18 protein-coding genes are annotated in these 21,528 nt (G+C 66.5%); 5 read left to right on the top strand and 13 right to left on the bottom strand.

Translation table 11 applies throughout. From position 1 onward, the window contains the following. Nucleotides 1-10: 10 nt before the first annotated feature. From EMQ25_RS09310 to EMQ25_RS09295, 4 genes are all read right to left on the bottom strand, one after another. The gene (locus EMQ25_RS09310; protein ID WP_127188312.1) at nt 11-1,117 is read right to left on the bottom strand and encodes an ABC transporter ATP-binding protein; all 1,107 of its coding nucleotides are present in this window, start codon (nt 1,115-1,117) and stop codon (nt 11-13) included. A 40-nt stretch (nt 1,118-1,157) separates the two neighbouring features. Further along, nucleotides 1,158-2,060, bottom strand: coding sequence for a carbohydrate ABC transporter permease (locus EMQ25_RS09305; RefSeq protein ID WP_127188311.1), 903 nt, complete (start codon nt 2,058-2,060; stop codon nt 1,158-1,160). After that, a complete protein-coding gene (locus tag EMQ25_RS09300; protein WP_127188310.1) occupies nt 2,053-2,982 on the bottom strand; it encodes a carbohydrate ABC transporter permease in 930 nt (309 codons plus the stop codon). Before EMQ25_RS09300 ends, EMQ25_RS09305 begins: the two co-directional genes overlap by 8 nt. Before the next feature lie 69 nt (nt 2,983-3,051). Beyond that, complete coding sequence (locus tag EMQ25_RS09295; protein WP_244606541.1) at nt 3,052-4,323, bottom strand: ABC transporter substrate-binding protein; 1,272 nt, start codon at nt 4,321-4,323, stop codon at nt 3,052-3,054. A 152-nt stretch (nt 4,324-4,475) separates the two neighbouring features. On the opposite strand from EMQ25_RS09295, the gene EMQ25_RS09290 reads away from it, so the two are divergent. Next, nucleotides 4,476-5,678: an ROK family transcriptional regulator gene (locus EMQ25_RS09290; RefSeq protein ID WP_158626018.1), complete on the top strand. Its 1,203-nt coding sequence runs from the start codon at nt 4,476-4,478 to the stop codon at nt 5,676-5,678. 5 nt (nt 5,679-5,683) lie between these two features. Here EMQ25_RS09290 and EMQ25_RS09285 read toward each other — a convergent pair whose 3' ends face one another. Beyond that, nucleotides 5,684-6,619, bottom strand: coding sequence for a Kelch repeat-containing protein (locus tag EMQ25_RS09285; protein WP_127188308.1), 936 nt, complete (start codon nt 6,617-6,619; stop codon nt 5,684-5,686). 268 nt (nt 6,620-6,887) lie between these two features. Between EMQ25_RS09285 and EMQ25_RS09280 the strand changes: the two genes are divergently transcribed. The 4 genes from EMQ25_RS09280 (at nt 6,888) to EMQ25_RS09265 (ending at nt 10,835) form a co-directional block, all read left to right on the top strand. Beyond that, the gene (locus tag EMQ25_RS09280; protein WP_158626017.1) at nt 6,888-7,349 is read left to right on the top strand and encodes a c-type cytochrome; all 462 of its coding nucleotides are present in this window, start codon (nt 6,888-6,890) and stop codon (nt 7,347-7,349) included. A 119-nt stretch (nt 7,350-7,468) separates the two neighbouring features. Continuing rightward, a complete protein-coding gene (locus EMQ25_RS09275; RefSeq protein WP_127188306.1) occupies nt 7,469-9,229 on the top strand; it encodes a pyrroloquinoline quinone-dependent dehydrogenase in 1,761 nt (586 codons plus the stop codon). 74 nt (nt 9,230-9,303) lie between these two features. Next, nucleotides 9,304-10,188: a substrate-binding periplasmic protein gene (locus tag EMQ25_RS09270; RefSeq protein ID WP_127188305.1), complete on the top strand. Its 885-nt coding sequence runs from the start codon at nt 9,304-9,306 to the stop codon at nt 10,186-10,188. 41 nt (nt 10,189-10,229) lie between these two features. Beyond that, nucleotides 10,230-10,835 (top strand): zinc metalloprotease, encoded by a 606-nt coding sequence (locus tag EMQ25_RS09265; RefSeq protein ID WP_127188304.1) that lies wholly within the window; start codon nt 10,230-10,232, stop codon nt 10,833-10,835. Between the two features lie 4 nt (nt 10,836-10,839). Here EMQ25_RS09265 and EMQ25_RS09260 read toward each other — a convergent pair whose 3' ends face one another. Genes EMQ25_RS09260 through EMQ25_RS09225 form a run of 8 tightly spaced genes read right to left on the bottom strand, consistent with a single transcriptional unit; the run spans nt 10,840 to nt 21,528 of the window. Beyond that, nucleotides 10,840-11,712 (bottom strand): substrate-binding periplasmic protein, encoded by an 873-nt coding sequence (locus EMQ25_RS09260; RefSeq protein ID WP_127188303.1) that lies wholly within the window; start codon nt 11,710-11,712, stop codon nt 10,840-10,842. Beyond that, nucleotides 11,709-12,509 carry an ABC transporter permease gene (locus tag EMQ25_RS09255; protein ID WP_127188302.1) on the bottom strand — a complete coding sequence of 267 codons (801 nt, stop codon included), beginning with the start codon at nt 12,507-12,509 and terminating at the stop codon, nt 11,709-11,711. The genes EMQ25_RS09260 and EMQ25_RS09255 overlap by 4 nt, the downstream gene beginning before the upstream one ends. Nucleotides 12,510-12,552: 43 nt before the next feature. Further along, nucleotides 12,553-13,467, bottom strand: coding sequence for an ABC transporter ATP-binding protein (locus tag EMQ25_RS09250; protein ID WP_244606540.1), 915 nt, complete (start codon nt 13,465-13,467; stop codon nt 12,553-12,555). Next, nucleotides 13,467-14,207 (bottom strand): ABC transporter permease, encoded by a 741-nt coding sequence (locus EMQ25_RS09245; protein WP_127188301.1) that lies wholly within the window; start codon nt 14,205-14,207, stop codon nt 13,467-13,469. Before EMQ25_RS09245 ends, EMQ25_RS09250 begins: the two co-directional genes overlap by 1 nt. A 37-nt stretch (nt 14,208-14,244) precedes the next feature. Then, nucleotides 14,245-15,234, bottom strand: a complete 990-nt coding sequence (locus EMQ25_RS09240; RefSeq protein ID WP_127188300.1) for an ABC transporter ATP-binding protein — start codon at nt 15,232-15,234, stop codon at nt 14,245-14,247. Then, on the bottom strand, nt 15,231-16,106 hold the full coding sequence (locus EMQ25_RS09235) for a DUF58 domain-containing protein (protein WP_127188299.1): 876 nt from the start codon (nt 16,104-16,106) through the stop codon (nt 15,231-15,233). The genes EMQ25_RS09240 and EMQ25_RS09235 overlap by 4 nt, the downstream gene beginning before the upstream one ends. Then, a complete protein-coding gene (locus tag EMQ25_RS09230) occupies nt 16,103-17,140 on the bottom strand; it encodes an AAA family ATPase (protein WP_127188298.1) in 1,038 nt (345 codons plus the stop codon). Before EMQ25_RS09230 ends, EMQ25_RS09235 begins: the two co-directional genes overlap by 4 nt. Before the next feature lie 23 nt (nt 17,141-17,163). Then, complete coding sequence (locus EMQ25_RS09225; protein ID WP_127188297.1) at nt 17,164-21,528, bottom strand: VWA domain-containing protein; 4,365 nt, start codon at nt 21,526-21,528, stop codon at nt 17,164-17,166.

Here is a 21,528-nt window from a genome sequence, read left to right as displayed (position 1 = left end):
AGCAGAAGGTCTAGATGAGCCGGCGCGTCTCCGGGTCGAAGAGGCATGCGCGGGTCATGTCGACGCCGAGCTCGATCTCCTCGCCCATGCGCGGGGCCTCGTCCGGGTTGAAGCGTCCCACGATCTCCTGCTCGCCGAGCCGCATCACGGCCATGGTTTCGGCACCGGTGGGCTCGACGACTTCGACCGGGACGGTGAGGCGGGCGAGGTTGGCCTTGCGCTCCTCCGTCTGGAGGGCATAGCGGCAAAGATGCTCGGGCCGGACCCCGAGCACGACCTGGCGGCCGGGGGCGACCGAGGCCGCATGAGCAGGCGCGACGCCGAGCGGCGCGGCCGAGGGCGCGCCCGAAAGCGCAAGGGCAGGGCCCCCGGTTTCGGTGAAGCGCGCGGGGATGAAGTTCATCGCCGGCGAGCCCATGAAGCCGGCGACGAACATGTTGGCGGGTCGGTTGTAGATGGTGTCCGGATCGGCGAACTGCTGCACCTCGCCCTGGTGCATGACTGCGATGCGGCTTGCGAGCGTCATTGCCTCGACCTGGTCGTGAGTGACGTAGATCGTGGTTTTGCCCACCCGGTGATGAAGCTTCTTGATTTCGGTCCGCATGTCGACGCGCAGTTTGGCATCGAGGTTGGAGAGCGGCTCGTCAAAGAGGAAGAGCTTGGGATCGCGCACGAGCGCCCGGCCCATGGCGACGCGCTGGCGCTGGCCGCCCGAGAGCTGGCCGGGCTTGCGCTCGAGCAGGGGCTCGATCTGCAGGAGCGCGGCCACCCGCTTGATCGCCTCGACCTGCTCGGCCTTGGGCACGCCCCGGCTTTCCATGCCGAAAAGCATGTTCTGGCGCACCGTCATGGTGGGATAGAGCGCGTAGGACTGGAACACCATGGCGATGTCGCGATCCTTGGGCGCGACGGAGTTGACCAGCCGGTCCTCGATCCAGATCTCTCCGGAGCTGACGGATTCAAGCCCGGCGATCATGGCCAGAAGCGTCGATTTCCCGCAGCCCGAGGGACCGACCAGCGCGATGAACTCGCCGGTCTTCGCCTCGAGGTCGACGCCCTTGAGCACTTCGACCATGCCGAAATTCTTGCGCAGATTGCGAACGGTCAGAGACGACATGGAACCCCCGTCATGTGATGGCGACTCGTCTGGTCAAGGCTCATTTGATTGCCCCCTGGGTGAGGCCGCGCACGAAGTATTTTCCGCCCAGGAAATAGACCAGCAGCGGCGGGATGGCCCCGATCAGCACGGCGGCGCTCATCACGTCATAGGCCGAGGCGGTGGTGCCGCTGGCGGTGAGGGCAACGAGGGCGGCGGTGATCGGCTGCTGGGTGCCCGAGGTGAACACCACGCCGAACAGGTACTCGTTCCAGATGCCGGTGAACTGCCAGATGACCGTGACGATCAGGATGGGCGGGGAGAGCGGCAGAATGATCTTGAAGAAGATGCGCCAGAAGCCGGCCCCGTCGATCCGCGCGGCCTTGATGAGGTCGTCCGGGATCGAGACGTAGTAGTTCCGGCAAAAGAGCGTGGTGAACGAGATGCCCTGCACGACGTGGATGAGGACGAGCCCGTAGACCGAGTTGGAAAGGCCGACCTTGCCGAGGATAAAGGCCCAGGGCATGAGCGCGATCTGGCCGGGCATGAACACGCCGAGCAGCATGCAGGTGAAGAGGACGTCCGACCCCTTGAAGCGCCATTTCGAGAGGATGTAGCCGTTCATCGCCCCGAGCAGCGTCGAGATGATGGTGGCCGGGATGGTCATCAGGAGCGAATTGTAGAAATAGCGCTTCATCCCCTGGCAGGTGCCCCCGATGCAGTAATTGTCCCAGGCGGCGACCCAGGCATCGGGCTGGAAGCTCTGCGGGAAGGCGATGAGGCCGTTGCGCGCGATCTCGGGCTGGGCACGGAAGGCGTTGAAGACTACGACCAGCAGCGGGATGACGTAGATGAGCGCAAAGACCGTCAGCAGGCCGTAGATGACGGCGCGGGTCCAGCCCCGGCGCCGGCTGGCGCGGACGGCCTCGTGATCCTCGACGCGGGAGAGGGCGATGTCAGCCATTGCGGACCTCCTTGTTCCGGCGCCAGACGAGGAAGAGCGAGTAGGGCACGAGGACCACGGCAAGCGCCGCGAGCATCATGATGGCGGCCGCGGCGCCTTCGCCGATCTGCCCGCGCTGGAACATGAGGTCGTAGACATAGATGGCCGGGAAGGTGGTCGAGACGCCCGGGCCACCGCGGGTGAGCGCGACCACGAGATCGAAGGTCTTGATGGCGAACTGGATCTGTACCACCGCAACGGCAAGGAAGATCGGCGCGATGGAAGGCAGGATTACCTTGCGGTAGGTCCGGAAGGTGGAGGCGCCGTCGATCTGGGCGGCCCGGATGATGTCGCCATCCACCGAGCGCAGCCCGGCGAGAAAGAGCGCCATGGCAAAGCCAGAGGACTGCCAGATGCCGGTGATGATGATCGCCCAGATCGCGTAATTGCGGTCAGAGGCGAGTGCGAAGCTGAAATCGGTCCAGCCGAAGCTCCTGACCAGCGCCTGGATGCCGTCGACGGGATTGTAAAGCCAGCTCCACACCGTGCCGGTGACGATGAAGGAGACGGCGAGGGGATAAAGGAAGATCGTGCGCCACACGCTCTCGCCGCGCACCTTCTGGTCGATGAGGATCGCGAGCAGCAGCCCGACCAGCATCGAGCCCACGATGTAGAACCCCGAAAAGAAGAAGAGGTTGGTATAGGCGATGTTCCAGCGCCGGTTAGCCCAGAGGCTCTCGAAATTGCTCAGACCCACGAAGCCGTAGCTCGGCAGGAGCGAGGAGTTGCTCATCGCGATGTAGAGCGTCCAGATCGAGAACACGAAAACGTAGATGAAGGACGCGATCAGCGATGGCGCGAGCACGATGATCGGGACGAGTTCGCCCAGACGCCGCCCGCCAAACAGGCGAGGGCGCGTGGCGGATGCACGCTCAAGGGACATGGCGAGGCCTTCCAGCTCCGGGGACGGGGCGCGGCGGACCGATGCCGCGCCCCGGTTCGCGTTGAGCGCCTACATCTGCGCTTCGACGGCGTCCGCCATGGCGTTAGCGGCTTCCTCTGCGGACATGTCCGCGACCGAGACGAACTCGGTGACCATGTCCATGATCGCACCGCGCTGGGCCTGCGGGATGGTCATGTTGTGAGCCATCGAGCGCACCAGCGTGCCGGCATCGATCGAGGCCTGCAGGTCCGCCTGGGCGATCTGCTGGCAGGGATTAAACCCTTCGGAGAGATCGACGTCGAGCCGGGCTGGGATGGAGCCCTTGGCCTGGTTGAAGATGGTCTGGAATTCCGGCGAGAGGATCGTGCTGGCGAGCAGCTGCTGGCCCTCGACATAGTCGGGATCGTTCTGCTGGAAGAAGACCACGGAGTCAGCGTTGAGGATGAAGCCAGGCTGGCCCCAATCGGTCGGCGCCTGGGCGCAGACATAGTCGGTGCCCTGCTCGAAGCCGCCGGCGGTCAGGAGCCCGATGGTCCAGTCGCCCATGATGTGGAAGGCGGCCTCGCCATTGCCCACGAGATGGGACATCGTATCCCAGTCGCGCCCGACCATGCCGGGGTCCATGTACTCGCTGGTCATCTTTCGGAACTGCTCGAGCGCCGCGATCATGCCATCGCTGCGGAGCGCATCCACGTCGCCTTCGACGAAAGCCTGACGGTACAGATCGATGTCCATGCCGTAGACCACGACCTCGAAGACCGTCGAATCGGTCCAGTCCGCCGTGGAATGGGAGAGACAGATCTTGCCGATGGCGACGACCTTGTCGCAGGCCTCGTTGAACTCGGCCCAGGTCTTGGGCATCTCGGCGACGCCTGCTTCTTCCATGACGGCGGGTGAGCCCCACAGCCAGTTGATGCGGTGGATGTTCATCGGCGCGGCGACCCACGAGCCTTCCGGCTTCATGACCGGCAGCAGCTCGGGCGCGACGGTGTCTTCCCAGCCTTCCTCGGCGGCGAGATCGTCGAGATTGGCCGTCATGCCCGTCTCGTTCCACTCGGCGATCTCGGGGCCCTTGAGCTGGACGGCGGCGGGCGCATTGCCCGAGATGACGTCGGCGCGGAGCTTGGCGAGGGTATTGGCGGTGTGGCCAGCAATGGCCGTCTGTTCCCAGGTGCCGCCGGCCTCTTCGAACATCTCGCCCAGCTTGGCGATGGCCGCGGCATCCGAGCCGGTGGCCCACTGATGCAGCATCAGCGTCTTGGGTTCAGCGAAAGCCGTGCCGGTGAGCAAGGCGAAGGTGATGATACCCGTGCAGGATACCGCCTTCATTCTGAAGGTCATAAGTCCTCTCCCTTGGTGAGCGGACCACCCGGCTCGTTGCGGCCGTCGCGGCGATCCGTGCTGAGCGCCGGATTTCTTCCTCAAAAAATCACGGCGCTATTTGTTCTAGGACGAACTTATTATATGTGTCAACGCGTCGCATGGGACGAAAAATGGCCACGAGCGAATTAGTCGCCCTGCTGTCGGATCGCGAGGACCAGACCCCGCCGGGGCGCATCGTGCGCGCCCTGAGCGAGCGCGGCACCTTGAGCGCGAGCCAGATCGCAAACGTCACCGGGCTCGCCAAATCGACGGTATCGACGACCCTCAATGCCCTGCGGAAATCGGGCATAGTGGTGGAGGGCGGCAGCCTTGAGAACGGGCGCAGCATCGGGGCAGGACGGCCCGCGACGGCGCTGACGCTCAACCCGCGGGCGGGCACCTGCATCGGCATCGGGATTGGACTTTTCCACATCCAGTTGATCGTGGCCGATCTCGCGCACACGATTCTCTCGGACCAGAGCCGGACCCTGGCCGCCGACTACACGCCAGAGGAGGCTTTGGCGACCATCGAGGCGCTCCTCGTAGAAAGCTATGCCGACCCGCAGCTGTCGCGGGATGCAGTGCTCGGGGTCGGGGTCGCGATCGCCGGACCGGTCAACCCGCAGGACGGTCGCATCCTGCGCGGGGGCGGGCTGCCCACCTGGGCCGGCCTCGACATCCGGCAATTGGTGGAGCCGCTCTTCGACTGCCCGATCTTTGCGGACAATGAGAGCAATTGCGCGGCCATCGCCGAGATGATGTGGGGCTCGGCGCAGGGGCACGAGGATTTCGTGCTCTTCAAGCTCGATCTCGGCGTCGGCGGGGCGATCGTCAGCCATGGCAGGGTGATCACGGGCGTCGCGGGGGCGGCCGGGGAATTCGGGCATATGAGCATCGATCCCGAAGGCGATCTCTGCCGCTGCGGGAACCGGGGGTGCCTCGAGCTCACGGCGAGCTTCGTGCGCCCGCTCGAGATGGCGAGCCGGCGTTTCGGGTATGCCCTGCAGATCGCCGATGTCATCGCGCGGGCGCAAGGGGGCGATGTGGGTTGCCGGCGACTGATCGAGGATACGGCGGAGGCCGCAGGACGGGGGCTCGGCATCATCTGCGCGACGGTTAATCCTGGGCTCATCGTCATCGGCGGCTCTATGGCGCGTGCCGGGGACATGCTGCTGGGGCCACTCGCAGCAAGCTATGAAAAGCACGCACTGGTGAAATCGACCGACGTGCCGGGCGTCGCCCGCACGCGCATCGTCGCCGGGACGTTTGCGCGCAGCGATGCGTGCCTGGGGGCAGTCGGGCTCGTACTCCGCCATCACAACCGGCTGGGCTAGCCCGATCAGCGCGCCGGCGGGGTGAAGGTCTCGACGATATCCGAACGCCCGCCTCCGGCAACAGGGCTTCCCGTGAGGGTGACGATGCGGCTCTCATGGGTGACCGCGCCGAAGCCGTGGCGCGGCGTGGGCAGGGGCGCATGCCGGCTCCAGCCGTCAGATGGCAGGTCGTAGGCCTCGGTCTCGGGGAAGGTGACGACGCGCGTTTCCCCGCCGAAGGTGAAAAGCTCCGTGCCCAATACGGCCGAGGCCATGCCGCTTCGGGCGGTCGGCATGGGGGCGCCTTCCGACCAGCTGTCAGTTTTCGGATCGTAGATCTGCGTCGTGTCGAGATTGCGCGCCGGATCGCCATCCACGCGGCCACCGGTGGCGACCAGCCGGTCCCCGATCACGCCGACCGCCAGGTGGTCGCGAGGCGTCGGGATGGGGGCAAGGCTTTCCCAGCGGCCCGTCGCCAGGTCGAATGCATCGTGATCGGCAATGTTGATCGCGCTGCTCGTGCTGCCGCCAACGAGGTGGATGCGCCCTTCGAGCATGCCGATACCGCCTGCTGCGCGGGCGGTCGGCATGCGGTCGGCTTCACGCCAGGAATTGGTCGCTGGCGAATAAATCCAGAGCCGGTCGCTTGCCTTCCAGCCATTCACATAGCCGCCGAAAACGAGGATCTCGCCGGCATGCCCGATCGCGGCGGTGTGGTGCACCGGATAGGGGAAGGGCGCGCCGGTCGACCAGGTTTCGGTGCCGAGGTCGTAGATGAGGATTTCGGTCGCGCCATTGTAGTCGCCGACCACATAGGCCTTGCCGTCAAGTTCAGCAACGGCCACCTCGGAACGCTCGGCCGGCGCGGAGCCGCCGGCGGCCCAGCCGACCTCATGCGCAAGAGGTGCGGGTGGCGCAAAGGCGAATGCCGACGCGGTGGCGAGACTGGCGAGCAGGCGCATGGCGAGGCCTCCCTCGAAAGCATCGATGATGACGCTTCGAGGCGCTCATTGAATTAGACTTTAGTTCTAGCTGTGTTCGCCTTGACACCCTCTGACCTGCATGCGTCAATGTTACGCATCAAGTCATAAAAAATTCCTGTTTCGTTTGGAGTTACCCGTCAGCCGCGCCGTCTCTTGCGGGCGTCGGGTGGCGCTCGGCTGTGGCGTGCAGGCGAAAGAAAATCGTGCGCAACAGCACAAGAGTAGACGTTTGATGAGGAGGAAGCTGGTGTCCAGCAAGACCGGACTGAAGGCGATGTTGGGGAGCGCGATGGTCGTGCTTTCGGCATGTGCGATGACGGGGGCCGCGCTGGCCCAGGATGCCGAGGCGTCCGCGGAACGCACCATTTTCGACGGGGTGTTCACCCAGGAGCAGGCCGATCGCGGCGCTGGCGTCTTCAGCCAGAACTGTGCGGTCTGTCACGGCAATGCCGCACGCGGCGGTTCGGACGCTCCGGGACTCGTGGGCCATACGCTCAACAACAAATATGCCGACCAGCCCCTCCAGACCTATTTCCACATCATGCAGACCACGATGCCGCTGGGGCGAGGCAACAGCCTGCCGCCCCAGACCTACGCCGACATCATGGCGCACATCCTCTCGCTGCACGGCGCGCCAGCGGGAGAGGAGGAACTGCCCTTCGACGAAGAGGGGCTGAGCGCCATCCAGATCGTCCGCGCGCCCCAGTGAGGGGGCGCTGAACCAAAGCAGAGGAGGCGCCCGACAAATCGAATCGACTGAGGGGACTTCAGACTGAACACGGGGGCAGGACCGGAAGCAGCCGGCCGCACCCGGAGGGAGAGAGAAAGATGAAACTGACTAGGATGTTCCTGGCCGGCTCGGTGGCCTTTTGCGTCGCCGCGGCCCCGGCCCTTGCGCAGACGGTGGAGAATTTCCAGCCCGTCACCGACGAGATGCTGGCCAATCCGGCCCCAGGCGACTGGCCGTCCTATGGGCGCGGCCTCGACAACTACCGCTACAGCCCGCTGAGCGAGATCACGACCGAGAACGTCCACCAGCTGCAGCTGGTGTGGTCGCGCGCGATGGAGCCGGGCTTCAATCAGATCGCCCCGCTGGCGGTCAACGGCGTCATCTATATGGGCAATGCCGGCGACGTCATCCAGGCGATCGATGCCGAAGATGGCACGCTGATCTGGGAGCACCGGCGCGTACTGCCCGACGTGTCGACCCTCGCCCGCCACGGCGAGCGCAAGCGCGGCATCGCGATCTATGAGGACAAGGTCTATTTCCTCTCCTGGGACAACCAGGTCGTGGCACTCGACGCGGCGACCGGCCAGGTGGCCTGGGAAAGCGATCGCGGCCAGGCAACTGACCTCATCTCGAACTCGACCGGTCCCGTCGTTGCAAACGGCGTGGTGATGGCCGGCAGCACCTGCCAGAATGCGTCGATGGGCTGCTACGTCACCGGGCATGATGCGGAGACGGGCGAAGAACTCTGGCGCAACACCTTCATCCCGCGGCCGGGCGAGCCGGGCGACGAGACCTGGGGCGGATCGCCCTATGAATCGCGCTGGATGACGGGCGTCTGGGGCCAGCTGACCTACGATCCCGAACTCGACCTCGTCTTCTATGGCACGAGCGCCACGGGCCCCGCTTCCGAAGTGCAGCGCGGCACGGTGGGCGGCACGCAGGCCGGCACCAACACCCGCTACGCGGTGCGCCCGCGCACCGGCGAGATCGTCTGGGAACACCAGGTGCTGCCGCGTGACAACTGGGACCAGGAATGCACCTTCGAGATGCTGACGGTGACCACCCCGGTCAACCCCAGCGAATCGATGGAAGGCCTTCAGGCCATCGGCGCGAGCTGGAGCCCCAGCGACGAACCGCGCAAGGTGCTGACCGGCGTGCCCTGCAAGACCGGCACCATGTGGACCTTCGACGCGGAGACCGGGGAGTTCCTCTGGGCGCGCGACACCAACTACCAGGACATCATCGACACTATCGACGAGAACGGCCTCGTGACCGTGCGGGAGGACAAGATCCTCGCGACCGTCGGCGAGCCCATGCTGCACTGCCCGTCCTTCAATGGCGGGCGCGACTGGCCCCCGGCTTCCTACAATCCGGAGACCAACATCTACTTCGTGCCCATGATCAACATGTGCCAGGAATCGACGCCCCTCGATCAGGAATTCACCGCGCTCGACACCTATAATGTCGGCTCGGTCCGCGTCCTGCCTGAAGGCGAGACCAATGCCGGGCGCATCGACGCGATCAATGTGGAAACCGGCGAGACGGTCTGGTCCTGGGAGACCACGGCGGCGACCTATTCGCCGACCATGATCACCGCGGGCGGCCTCCTCTTCACCGGTGGCCTCGATCGGTACTTCCGCGCCATCGACCAGGAGAGCGGCGAGGAAATCTGGCGCACGCGCCTCGCCTCGCAGGCCCAGGGCCATGCCATCACCTATGAAGTCGACGGGCGTCAATACGTGGCCATCCCCGCCGGCGGTGGCGGCGGTACGGCGAACCTTGCCGTGACCCCGGGCAATTGGGACGGCATCACCGGCAGCAACGCGATCTACGTCTTCGCGCTGCCCCAGAACGACTGACCGGTCGAGGACCGACAGCGATCCGGCGGGCCAGAGCCCGCCGGATCCGAGATTTCTGCGTTCGGGAGGTCGACATGCCCCTTGGGATCAATGCCGCCATTGCGGCCTGCCGCAGCGCGATCCTGCCCATGGCGATCGGCCTTGCCGCCCTTCTGCCGCCGGGAGCAGCGACGGGCCAGGACGTCCAATACATCCCGCGCGACATGTATGTGGAGCGCCTGCAGCGGGAGGGGAACGCCATCACCTTCTGCTACAATGCCGATGGGATGATGGCCGGCTTCGAACTCGACCTTGCCCGTGCCATCGGCGACGCGCTGCTGGTTGAAGTCTCGACCCGCCCGATCCCCGGCACGCAGATCACGACACCCCCGCTCGACCATCGCCTGCCGCTGCTGCCGGACCAGCTCTTCGTGCTTCTGGCCGAAGACTGTAGCGCGCTCCTCGGCTACGCGCTTTCTTCGAGCAATCCCGAATGGCTTTCGGTGACCCGGCCCTATTTCTCGAGCGACACGCTTCTGGTGGTGGCCGACCCCGAATATCGCACGCTCGATGACGTGCCGCTCGACCGACCGGTCGGCGCACGTGGGATGAGCATGGCGGACAACCGGCTCATCATGTACCTGCAGGCCCGGAGCGCCGACCGGCGCTGGCACCGGCACCCCTATTTCAACAATGAGGTGGTGCTCGAGCGCCTCGCCGACGGCACCATCGGGGCAGGGCTCGTCTGGGCGCCGGCCCTCTACGTCCATACCGACGGCGATCCGGAGGCGGCGGGCTTCCATGTCATCTCGCCAATGCCCTTTCCCACACCGCAGGTGGAGATCGGTATCGCCACGCGCTCCGATAACAGCTATCTCAATGTGACGCTGGGCGCGGCCATCCAGCAACTGCTGGACGAGGGCACGATCGCGGATCTGCTGGCGCGGCACAGGCTGGTTCCCGCCGATCCCGATCGCTGAACGCCGCCGCCCCTGCCACAAGCCAGGCCCCGGGGGTTCACGTGTTCGATCTGTCGCTCGCCCAGGTTCTCGTCAGGATCGTCGCCTTCATCGTGTTGACCGGCGTTCATGGCGTGCTCATTGCGGGTCTCGCGAGGCTCCTGGGCGATCGCGGACCGGCCTATGACGGGCGCTTGACGCCCAATCCTTTCACCCATCTCGACATCATCGGGCTCGTTGCCGCAGTGGTGACACGCACCGGCTGGATCCGGCCGCTGTCGGTCGATCCGGCGCAGCTGAAGGGTGGCCGGTTCGGGCTCCTCGCGATTGTCCTCCTCGCGCTGCTCCTCACCATTGGCTTCGGGGCAATTGCGCTCGGGCTGCGGACGCCGACGCTTCAGATCATGCCGCTCACCTATGCCAATTACGTGCTGCTGGTGCTCAACGCGATCGCGGAGATGTCGGTCTGGTTCGCGCTTTTCAACCTCATCCCGCTGCCGCCATTGACGGGTGGGCTGATCCTTCTGGCGATCGCGCCGTGGGTCCATGCGGTCGTGCTGCGGCATGCGATGTGGGTGGGGCTCGGGCTCGCGGCGATCATGCTTCTGACGCGCGGCGCGTTCCTGCAGCCCTTCGCGCAGCCAATCATCGCATTCCTCCTGCGCTGAGGCGTCAGGCGGGATCAGGGGCGCCGAATACGGTCTCGATCGGTGGGATGTCGTATTTCTCGTAAAGCGCCGCGATGAAGCCCTCCTGCTCGAGATCCTCGAGCGTGCCGACGATGGCGCGCTTCAGCGTCAGATCGCCCTTCCAGAGCCCGATGCCGAGCGGCAAGTCGCCCTCGCGTTCGGAGAGCCAGGAGACGGGCCAGCCGCGGTCGGTCGCCACCTGCCGGGCGCGCAGGCTCTCGGTCACGCCGGCCGCATAGGTGCCGTCGGCGAGCCCGGCCTCGAACTGGGCAAGGGTGGAGACGATGGCGATCTGCGCCCCGGCGGCGCGCAGCTGGCTCGAAAGCGATATCCGGTCAAGCCCGGTGATGCCGGCATAAAAGGCAACGGGCTGCCCATCGAGGGACGCGAGCGGCGCGGGCGTGATCACGGCCCAGCCGGTGGTGAGATAGGGCGGGGTGGCATCGAGGAACGAGAGCGTCGTGTTGGACAGCACGATCCCGCCCGCGAGCACCTGGCATTGCGCGCGGGTGACGCGCCAGCTGCGAGGATTGAAATCCTGCGCCATGGCGCGGTTGTAGTTGACCCCGAAGCTGAGCCCGAGCCGGTTTGCGACCTCGCGGAGGAGCTCCACATCGAACCCCGGCTGGGCCGGATCGCCCGTGACGAGCGGGGGGTAGGAATCGGGCATGCAGGCGGTGAGCCGGCCGACGCGTTCGAGCTGGCTGAGCGAGGTGTCCGCCGGCAGCACGTAGACTGCCGCAAGCAGTCCGAACACGATGCCGAGCGTCGCCAGATCGCCCAGCCAGCGCGGGCGGTCCTTGTGAACCCTGCGCGGTCCTTTGCCCTTGGGGCCGGTTTCGGGATCTGTGCTCATGCCTTGCGGAAATCCCAGAGCGCGAGGAGGAAGAAGCCGACTGCCATGGCCGTCATGATGATGGGGCCGAGGGCGGGGTCGAACTGGTTGAAATTGAGGAAGACGCCGCGCAGTGCGTCGACCGCATAGGTGAGGGGATTGGCCTCAACGAGGAAGACCAGCCATTCGGGGTAGACGACAAGCGTCTGGGCGCGGGTCAGCGCCGGATCGAGCGGGAAGACCGAACTCGAGGTGAAATAGAGCGGCAGGATTACGGCGTTGGAGAAAACCCCGAAACCCTCGAAGCTGCGAATGCGGTTGGCGATGATCACCCCGAACGAGGTGAGCCCGAACGCTAGGAGCGTCATCCACCCCAGCGCCTCAAAGACCGTGCTCCAGGCCATGGGCACATCGGTGAAGCGGGCGAGGACGAGCACGAGGCAGCCATGCATGACCGCGATGGTCGTGCCCCCGAGAATCTTGCCGAAGAGGATGGCCCAGCGCGGCATGGGCGAGACCAGCACCTCGCGGAGGAACCCGAACTCCCGATCCCAGATCACCGATACCGCCGACTGCACGGAGGTGTACATGATGTTGAGCACGATGATCGCGGGGAAGATGAACTGCAGATAGGTGTAGGGAACGACGAACCGAACTTCGCCGAAGACTTCGCCGCGGAAATAGGGGTTGAGCCCGATGCCCATGATCAGCACCCAGAGCAGCGGGCGGCTGACGCCACCGATCAGCTGGCCACGGTCGCGCAGCGCGCGTTTCACTTCACGCAGCCAGATCGCGTAGATCCCCCCCAACAAGCCCACTTCGGTCTCCTTTCCTGCGCCGCCTCAGCCGGGCACATTGTCGTTAGTCGCTGCGACCCGATGAACTCATTACCCCGAGGTCGCGGCCATAGAAGTCCGACCCCGGATCGTTCATCACGAGGTCGCGGATACGCTCCCAGAGGTAGTTTCGCAGCTCGATGTAGCGCGGATGCGCGCGCAGATCGTAGGACCAGCGCGGCCGCTCGAGCCCCACGTCGATCACTTCGAGAATGCGGCCGGGACGCGGGCCCATCAGCACGATCTTGTCGGCGAGCAGGATCGCCTCGTCGACGCTGTGAGTGACGAAGAGCGCCACCGAGCGCCGCATCGTCCAGAGCCGCATGAGTTCGATCTGCATGAGTTCGCGCGTCTGCGCATCGATGCTGGCGAAGGGCTCGTCCATGAGGAGGATGTCGGGCTCGGTGGCGAGCGCGCGCGCGAGCGCGACGCGCTGCTTCATGCCGCCCGAAAGCTCGCTCGGATAGGCTTCCGCAAAACGCCCCAGGCCAACGAGCTCCACATAGCGGCGCGCCCGCTCGGTCTTCTCGGCGCCGGAAAGGCGGGTCGCCGAGAGCGCGAAGGCGACGTTGCCGAGCACGTTCGTCCACGGAATGAGACGGAAGGACTGGAAGACGAACCCGGCATTGGGGCCCGGGGCCGGAGCCTTGCCGGAGACGCGCACCGTGCCGCTGTCGGGCAGGATGAGCCCGTTGACGAGCCGCAGGATCGTCGTCTTGCCGCAGCCGGAGGGGCCGAGCAGGGCAACGAACGCGCCATCCTCGATCGAGAGCGACACGTCCTTAAGGGCAAGGACGGATTTCGCCGACCCCGCAGACGTGAAGGATTTGACCACATTGTCGAGGACGATGCGCGCGCCCGGGACCGCGCCGGCGGGGCTGCGCCCAGGGCCTGGCTCCGTACGCCCATCGATGCCGTCGATCGGTCTATCCATGCTCATCACGCCGCCTTCCGCCAGCGTCCGAGACGCGTTTCGAGATAGCGCAGCGCCTCGGTGACCACGATGCCAATGGCAGCGAGGGTCAGCACCACGACGAAATATTCGGCCATGCGGAAAGTGTTGCCATAGATGGCGAGGAGCCCGCCGAGCCCGCGCACTGCGGTATAGAGTTCGGCAACGACCGTGTTGATGAGCCCGATGGTGGCCCCGAGCCTGAGCCCGACGATGACGAAGGGCACGGCGCTGGGCAGGACGATCTGGACGAAGATGCGCGTGCGCCTGAGCCCCACCGACCGCGCCATCTCGATCAGCTCCTCGTCGGCGTCGAGCACGCCGGCATAGGTGTTGATGAGGATGGGCATGATCGCCCCGAGAAAGACGATGAAGACCTTGGCTTCAAAGCCGAGCCCCAAGAGCACGATGACGAGCGGAATGAAGGCGACACGGGGCGTGGCGGCGAGGCCATAGAGATAGAGCTCCACGGTCTTGCCGAGGACGCGGAAGGCCCCCATCGCGACGCCGATGGGAATGGCCACGACGATCGCCATGGCGTAGCCCGAAAGATAGATCGAGAGCGAATCCCAAAGAGCGGTGGCGAGCCGGCCCTCGCCGATCATCACCTGAGCCGCCTGAAACGTCGCGAGCGGGGAGGGCACGAGGTTGCGCCCCACATTGATCGAGGCAACCCACCAGAGGAAGATGAGGAGCCCCAGAAAGGCCAGCCGGTAAAGTGCGATCATGGGGCCGATCCCCCTGCCGCGGTGGAGGTCGGGGCTATCATCTGCGGCCCGCCCGGCGTCCGGCTGCGCGCATCCTGTCCTGTTCGTCGGCGCCCTTGTCGCGAAGTTCGCGACCGGTGAGCGAGAGGAAGACGCTTTCGAGGCTGGGCCGATCTAGCGAGACCTGGCTCACCCGCGTCCCGAAGCTCGCAAGAAAACCGTCGATGAAGTTGACGTCGTCAACCGCAAGAACGAGCGTGCCGCCATGGCCGTCCTTAGCGTCCGGATAGCGCTCGCGAATGGCTTCGGCCGCCGCCTTGTCGCGGGGCGTGACGCGGACGAGCTCGCTGCCATGGGCGGCCTTGAGCGCGTCGGGCGTCCCGTCAGCGAGGATCTTGCCGTGATCGATGATGCAGACCCGGTCGCAATTCTCCACTTCCTCGATGTAGTGGGTGGTGACGACGATGCAGAGTTCGCGCTGGCGCCGGAGCTGGTCGAGATAGGCCCAGATGCGCTCTCGGGACTGGGCGTCGAGCCCCACTGTGGGCTCGTCGAGGAAGAGGATGCGCGGATTGTGCAGCAGCGCCCGGGCAATCTCGAGCCGACGCTTCATGCCCGAGGAGAAGGTGCGCACGAGCTTGTCGCGCCAGTCCGAGAGTTCGACCAGCTCCAGCATCTCGGTGATGCGCTGCTTCCGCTCGGCGCCGCCGACCTGATAGACGAGCCCATGGAAATTGAGGTTTTCATAGGCGGTCAGCCGGTCGTCGAGGCTGGGCTCCTGAAAGACGACGCCGATATTGCGCCGCGCTTTCACGGCCTGCTTCTTGACGTCGAAGCCCGCGACGCTCGCCGAACCGCCATCGGGCGCGAGAATGGTGCACAGGATGTGGATGAGCGTCGTCTTGCCCGCGCCATTGGGGCCGAGAAGGGCGAACATGTCGTTGGCGCCGACGCTGAGGCTGACGTCATCGAGCGCCAGCATCCGGCCGTAGCGCTTGGACAGGTGCTCCACGACGATCGCGGGGCGGGGCGCTTCGGTGCCGGTCATGAAATCACTCCTAGCGCGCGCAACTGGCGCATGAACAGGTGCTCGAGATCGGTTGCGGAACTGAGCGCGAAATAGCGGCCCTGGCGCCGGACGAACTGCTCGCGCAGCGTCTCCTGCCACTCATCGAATGCCTTTCGATAGCGGCTGAGCACGTCTGCGTCGAGGGCGAGCTCCACCTCCTCGCCGGTTTCGGCATCGATGATGTCGAGTGGCCCGTCGCCGATCCCTTTCGGATCGATTTCCTGGGGCGCGGAGACATGGAAGGCGATGATCTCGTGATGGGCGGCGTCGAGTGCGCGCAGCGCCCGGGCCGGTTCCTCGCCCCAGAAATCGGAAATGAGGATCAGGAGGCTCGCGGACTTGATGTGCGGCAGCGCCTTGCGCAATGCATCGGTAAAGGCGCCGCCGCCGCTTGCCTCCTGGCCATCGAGCCAGTCGAAAAGGATCGGCGCGCGCGAGGTGCCATGGACGTGGGGCGACCAGACGAGGCGGCCATCCGTGAAGACGCCTGCCTGCACCTGGTCTCCGCCATTGAGCCCGATGAAGCCCAGCGCCTGTGCGAGGCCCCTGGCGAAGGCGAATTTGTCGGGCTCGCCATAGCCCATCGAAGCACTTGCATCGAGGAGGATAAAGACGGGCAGGCGCTTGTCGACCGAGAACTGGCGGATGAAGTTTTCGCCGAGCCGAGCGAGGAGCCTCGGATCGAGATGGCGGACGTCGTCGCCCTCTCGATAGGGACGGTGATCGACGAATTCGAGACCTGCTCCCTTGGCTTTCGAGCGCCTTTCGCCAGCCCCGACGGAGGGCTGGGCGCGGTTGACGAGGAACCGCGAGGTCGAGAGACGCTCGAGCATAGTGGTCGACGGTTTCACGACACCTGCCTGCGCGCGGTCTGGAAGAGCGTGGTCACCATCGCCTCGAGCTTCACCTCTTCGGCGATCCCCTCGAAATTGAGCTGCACGCGATGGCGGCTCGCGGGCATCAGCACCGCCTCGACATCCTCGAAGGCGACGTTGTAGCGCCCTGCAAAGAGTGCGTGGGCCTTTGCCGCCAGTACCAGCGATTGCGCGCCGCGTGGGCTGAGCCCGAACCGGACGAACCGATTGACCTCGCTTGTCGCGAGCCCCGAATGCGGCTGGGTCATCAGCGAGAGCCGGGCGATGGCGCGGCGGACGTGCTCAGCAATGGGCACGGCGCGCACGAGTTTCTGGAGCGCCAGAATGTCCTCGGGCGGCAAGGTGCGCGTCAGCTGCGCCTCGGCATTGCCGGTCGTGGCTTCGAGGATGGTAGTGAGGATCTCCTCGGTGGGGTAGGCGACGTCGATCCTGAAAAGAAAGCGGTCGATCTGCGCCTCGGGCAGGGTGTAGGTGCCCTCCATCTCGATGGGGTTTTGCGTTGCGAGCACGAAAAACGGATTGGGCAGCGGCATGGAGCGGCCCGCCGCGCTGATCGTGCGCTCCTGCATGGCTTCGAGGAGCGCCGCCTGCGTGCGCGGGGTCGCCCGGTTGATCTCATCAGCCAGCAGCAGCTGGCTGAACACGGGGCCGGGCTGGAACTGCAGGCTGTTGCGGCCCGTCTCATCGGGCACGAGGACCATGGAGCCCGTGATGTCGGCGGGCATCAGGTCCGGGGTGAACTGGATCCGCGAAAAGCTGAGGCCGGTGGCCGTGGCGAGAGTGCGCACGAGCAGTGTCTTGCCGACCCCCGGCGCACCCTCGAGCAGGACATGGCCCCCGGCGATGAGCCCGATGAGCAATTGCTCGACCACCTCGCCCTGCCCGAGCACGAGACGCCCGATCGATTCGCGGGTCTCACGCAGAGCGACGAGCAGGCGCTCAAGTTCCGCATTGCCCGCTGCCGGGACGGGGTTGAGCGCGGGGTCAGTTGATTGAGCATGTGCCGGCATGGTTCGGTCCTGACTGTTGTCGATCAGAGCGGTGCGGGAGCCGGCGCGAGGTCTGCAGACCTCGGCGAGCGGCTGGGAATGAGCGAGCGGATCCGGCCATAGAGGCCGGCATAGCGGACGAGAAGGTCGATGACGAAAAGCCCCAGCGCGCCGAGCATCCAGACCGGCCAGCCGGCCCTCGCCACCCAGCGCGTCTCCGTGCCGGTGAAGATCTGGTCTTCGGGCCCCAGCACCCGCCCGCCCGTGGCTGCTGCAAGTTGCAGGGCAGCATCGCTGCGGCGGGAAAAATCGTAGCGGCTGGGATAGGCGATGTGCACCCGGGTGGTTGCATCGTCCTCGCCATCGGCGACGCTGATCGCGTAGTCACCCGGCTCGGGCGGCACGAAGCGCCCCTCATAGCGGCCCTGGCGCTGCTCGCGGAGGGCAAACGCCAGGGGTTCGCCGGAGGGACCCACAGCCTCAGCGACGGGATGGAGACCGGTCCGCGCTGCGCCGTCACGCGCGGCGGCTTCAAGAACAACGAGCACGCTGTCCCCGTCGCGGCGGGTGGTGAGTTCGAGGCCCGGACCGCTGGTGGCCGGCAGAAACTCGCGGAGCGCCTGGGCGTAGAGGCGCGGATAGGCGGGCAGGGCCTGCCAGGCGCGTGTCCAGGCGCCGGCGGCATCGGTTGCGAGCGCAAGCACGTGCCCGTTGCCATAGCGCCAGGAGGCGAGGAGAGGCATGAACTCGCTCTCGCTGTCCGGGGCGACGAGCGAGACATTGGCCTCGGGCTTGGGAGTGGTCAGCACGAACCCTTCGACAGGCGGCATCTGGCCGGGCAGGCCCGACAGGAAGCGTTCGCCAGAGCCGACCCAGATCGGCTGGCTCGTCGTCTCCTCGATCGGACTCCCTGAGAGGAGCATGGCTTCCTGTGAGAGAATGGAGGGGAGGGCAGCGAAATCGTCGCTGGCATGGAAGGCGCCGCCCCCGGCAAGGGCGATGGATTCGACCGTGCCGAGTTCTGCGCCACGCCCGACGGCGACAGCCGAGACGGTGATGTTGTCCTCCCGCATGCGCGCGAGGATGCCCGGGAAATCGCCCGGCTGGCTCAGCCCGTCCGTCATGACGATGACGTGCCGGGCGGGCGCCTCGATGCCGGCGAGCATCCGGTGGGCTTCGACAAGTCCGGGATAGATCGACGTGCCCCCCCCGGTATCGATCCGGTTGAGTGCGGCCTCGGCCCCGACGGCGTCCCCGACCGTCTGCAGCGGCAGGATCACCTGGGCTTCGGAATCGAAGACGACGATGCCGGCGCGGCTCTGCTCGTTGAGCAGCTCGATCGCAGCGAGGGTCGCCCGCTTGGCGACGTCGAGCCGGGTGACGTCACCCACCATCTGCTGCATGGATCCTGATCGGTCGAGCACGAAGACGAGCGCCACTTCAGGCGCTTCGCGCGGCACGCGGCTCGAGAGCGGCGACAATTGTTCGAGCGTCGTCTCGAGATATCCGCCGGGCCCGAAGCTGTTGGCGCCCCCGAGGATCATCAGTCCGAGCCCGTGCTGGGCGACCGCGACTTCGAGCAGTTCCTGCTGGCGGGTGGTGAGCGCGATCGCCGGCACGTTGAGAAGCGCGACCCCCTGGTAGGAGAGCCAGTCCGCAAGGGTATAGGGGGCGCGGTCCGGCGCGAGCACCGTCGCCGAAAAGCCCTGTCCGGAGAGGGCCTCGGCGAAGGCGGCCCCCTGTTCGGCCTGCTGGGTGATGACGGCGATCGTGCCGGGTGCTCGCCCATCGATCCAGAGCCCGTTGCGATTGTTGCGGGAAACCGCGTCGCCCTCGGCCGCAATCTCTATCTCGAACAGCGCCCGGCCCTCCGGCAGGTCGGTGATCATGGTCTCGATCCGGTTATGACCGGCCTGCAGCTCGACATCCTGTGCGGCGAGAAGTTCGTCGTCCCGGAGCACAGAGACTTCGGCCCGGGTCGCGGTTACCGCGAAGATGCGGCCTGTGAGCGCAAAACTATCCCCTGCATAGAGCGGGTAGGGCGCCTCCAGCGCCTGCACCAGCGCCTCGCCGGCCGCGGGCGTAGCGGGTGGCATGACATCGATGGGGATGGCGCGCGCAGCAAGCAGGCTCCGTGCCGCAGCGAGCTCCGGGTCATCCGGCCCGGTATCGCTTGCAAGGATGATCCGCCCCGGCGCGTCTTCGGGCAAGAGGGCGGCAGCAAGCAGGAGCGCTCGGCCGCCGCCGCTGGCAAAGCCCTGATCTTCAAGGGCGGCGTCCGTATCGGCCATGACGCGCGCAGGGGCGCCTTCGGCGACGACCGACAGGCCGCGCTCGGAGAGGGGAGCCGTTGCTTCTGCGGTCGCGCGGGCCACGAGGTCTGCGCCGGTTGCTGCCGATCCGTCGGCTGGCGCGGTCGTGACGAGGACGACGTTCTCGCGCGCCGTGGGCCCGAGCACGGGGACGTCGAGGAGCGCAAGCACGACGAGCCCGATTGCGAAACCCCGAAGGCCAAGGAGGATGCGGCGGCGGCCGGCAAGCGGATTGGCCGATGACAGTCCGGCGCGCTTGAGGAACCGTTCCGGCCCCCGCCCGGCGAGGGCGCCCTCGGCGATGAGGAGCACGAGGGCAAGGCCTGCAAGCCAAGGCCAGAGCGCGGTGAGGACGCCGGTCAGACTTGGCCCGGATGTTTCGGGAGCGGTGGCGATCGCGCTTTCGCCGTCGGCCGAGGCCCCGACGGCGATCTGGCGCTGCATCTGCCCGTTCGAGATCGTATAGAGGCCCGGCCAGCGGGGCAGGAAGCGGGGCTCCTCCAGCGCCGGTACGATGACGCTGCCTGCGAGCGCCTCGGGCCCCCCGGCGTCCAGCGTCACGGTGCCGCCGGTCATGCGAACGTCGAGGAGGCAGGACTGGCCCACCATGCAGGCCTGCGCGATCGGGGCGCCGGGCATGGGGCCGAGCCAGCTCACGATATTGCGCGCAAAGACCGGAAAACCGGCGAGATCGGGCCAGTTGCTGTCGGCGGGATCGAAGGCGAGGCGCAGGTCCCGGCCAGCGGGACCGGTGCGTGCGAGGATCAGCGGCAGGCCCTCCGCTTCGAGAAGGGTGCGGTAGCTCCCAGCGTCCTCGACGGGAAACGCTGAACGCATATCGAGTTCCGACCAGGCGAGGCCCTCCGCCAGTGGATGGGCATTGTCCCAATTGGTCGGCCCCTCGATCGGCACGGGCTCGGGGGCCGGCATGCCCGCGACCCGGCCGGCACCGATCCAGAGCGTGCTCGTTTCGGGCGCGCGGGCGATCTCGATGCCGTCCACGATGACGAGAGGGAAGCGCGAAACATCCTCCGGCAGCGTGCCGGATTGATAGAGCGAGACGCCTTCGATCGCCTGCAGCGCCCTCAAGAGCGGCTGGTTGCCGCTGCCCAGATAAAGGATGTCGAGCCCCGCGGGCGCCGGATCAGCGAGAAACCAGGCAGTGTTGTCGAAAGCTGCCGCATCCTCGGCGAGACCTGCCGTGACGAGACCGGGGCCGGGTAGGGTGAGGGGGATGTCGATCTGCTCGACGCGGGGGGCGTCGGGGCGCGGGGGACGGGCGGGATTGCCCAGCTGCCGGCTGGCGAGGACGAGGGGTTGGCCGCCGCTGCGTGGGGTATAGGCGATGCTGAGCGCGCTCGCGGTGATCGGGGCGTGAAGCGTGACGGTGCCCCGGAGGCGCCAGCCACCATCGACGCTCTCGTCGGGAACGAGAGCGAGCGATAGCCCCGCATTGCCCGTCTCGGCGCCGACGCTCAGAGTTTCGATCTCGGCATTGCCGGCTTGGCCGATGATCGCCGGCAGCGGCGTGTCCGAAGCCCATAGGATGCGGGTGGCCTCCCCGACAACGACAAGGCCGGCGACGATCTCGGCGGTGTCGCGCCAGTCGGCGGACCGACCGCCCGGCTCGATCTCATCGAGCCTGACCGCCAGCGCGTCCGCATCCGCGGGCTGACGGGCCAGAAGCGCCAGCGGCGCATGGTCGGCGCGCACCAGCGACACACGGGCGGGATCGAGCGCGGCGAAGCGATCGATGATGGCCGATCGTGCCAGTTCGATCCGGCTTGTATCCCCGTCGCTGGCGCCCATGGAAGGGGTGCCATCGAGCAGGATGACCAGATGGTCGGCGCCGCGATTGCCCAGGAGGGGCTGCGCGAGGGCGAAGGCGATCGCGGTGACGATGGCGATCTGGAGGAGCATCAAGAGGTTCGCGCGCGGCCATTCGAACCGTCGCCGGCGCTCGGCACCGGCATTCTGCAACCGGCGCCAGATCTCGACGCTGGGGACGGTCACCGTTCGCCGGCGCTGCACGTGCAGCAGGATGACCAGCCCGACCAGCGCGAGGAGCCCGAGAAAGAACGGTGCGACGAGGCTCAT

Source organism: Arsenicitalea aurantiaca (assembly GCF_003994485.1).
GTDB lineage: Bacteria > Pseudomonadota > Alphaproteobacteria > Rhizobiales > Devosiaceae > Arsenicitalea > Arsenicitalea aurantiaca.
Note: the sequence above shows the minus strand (reverse complement) of the source record. Positions and strands in the feature narration are given on the sequence as shown.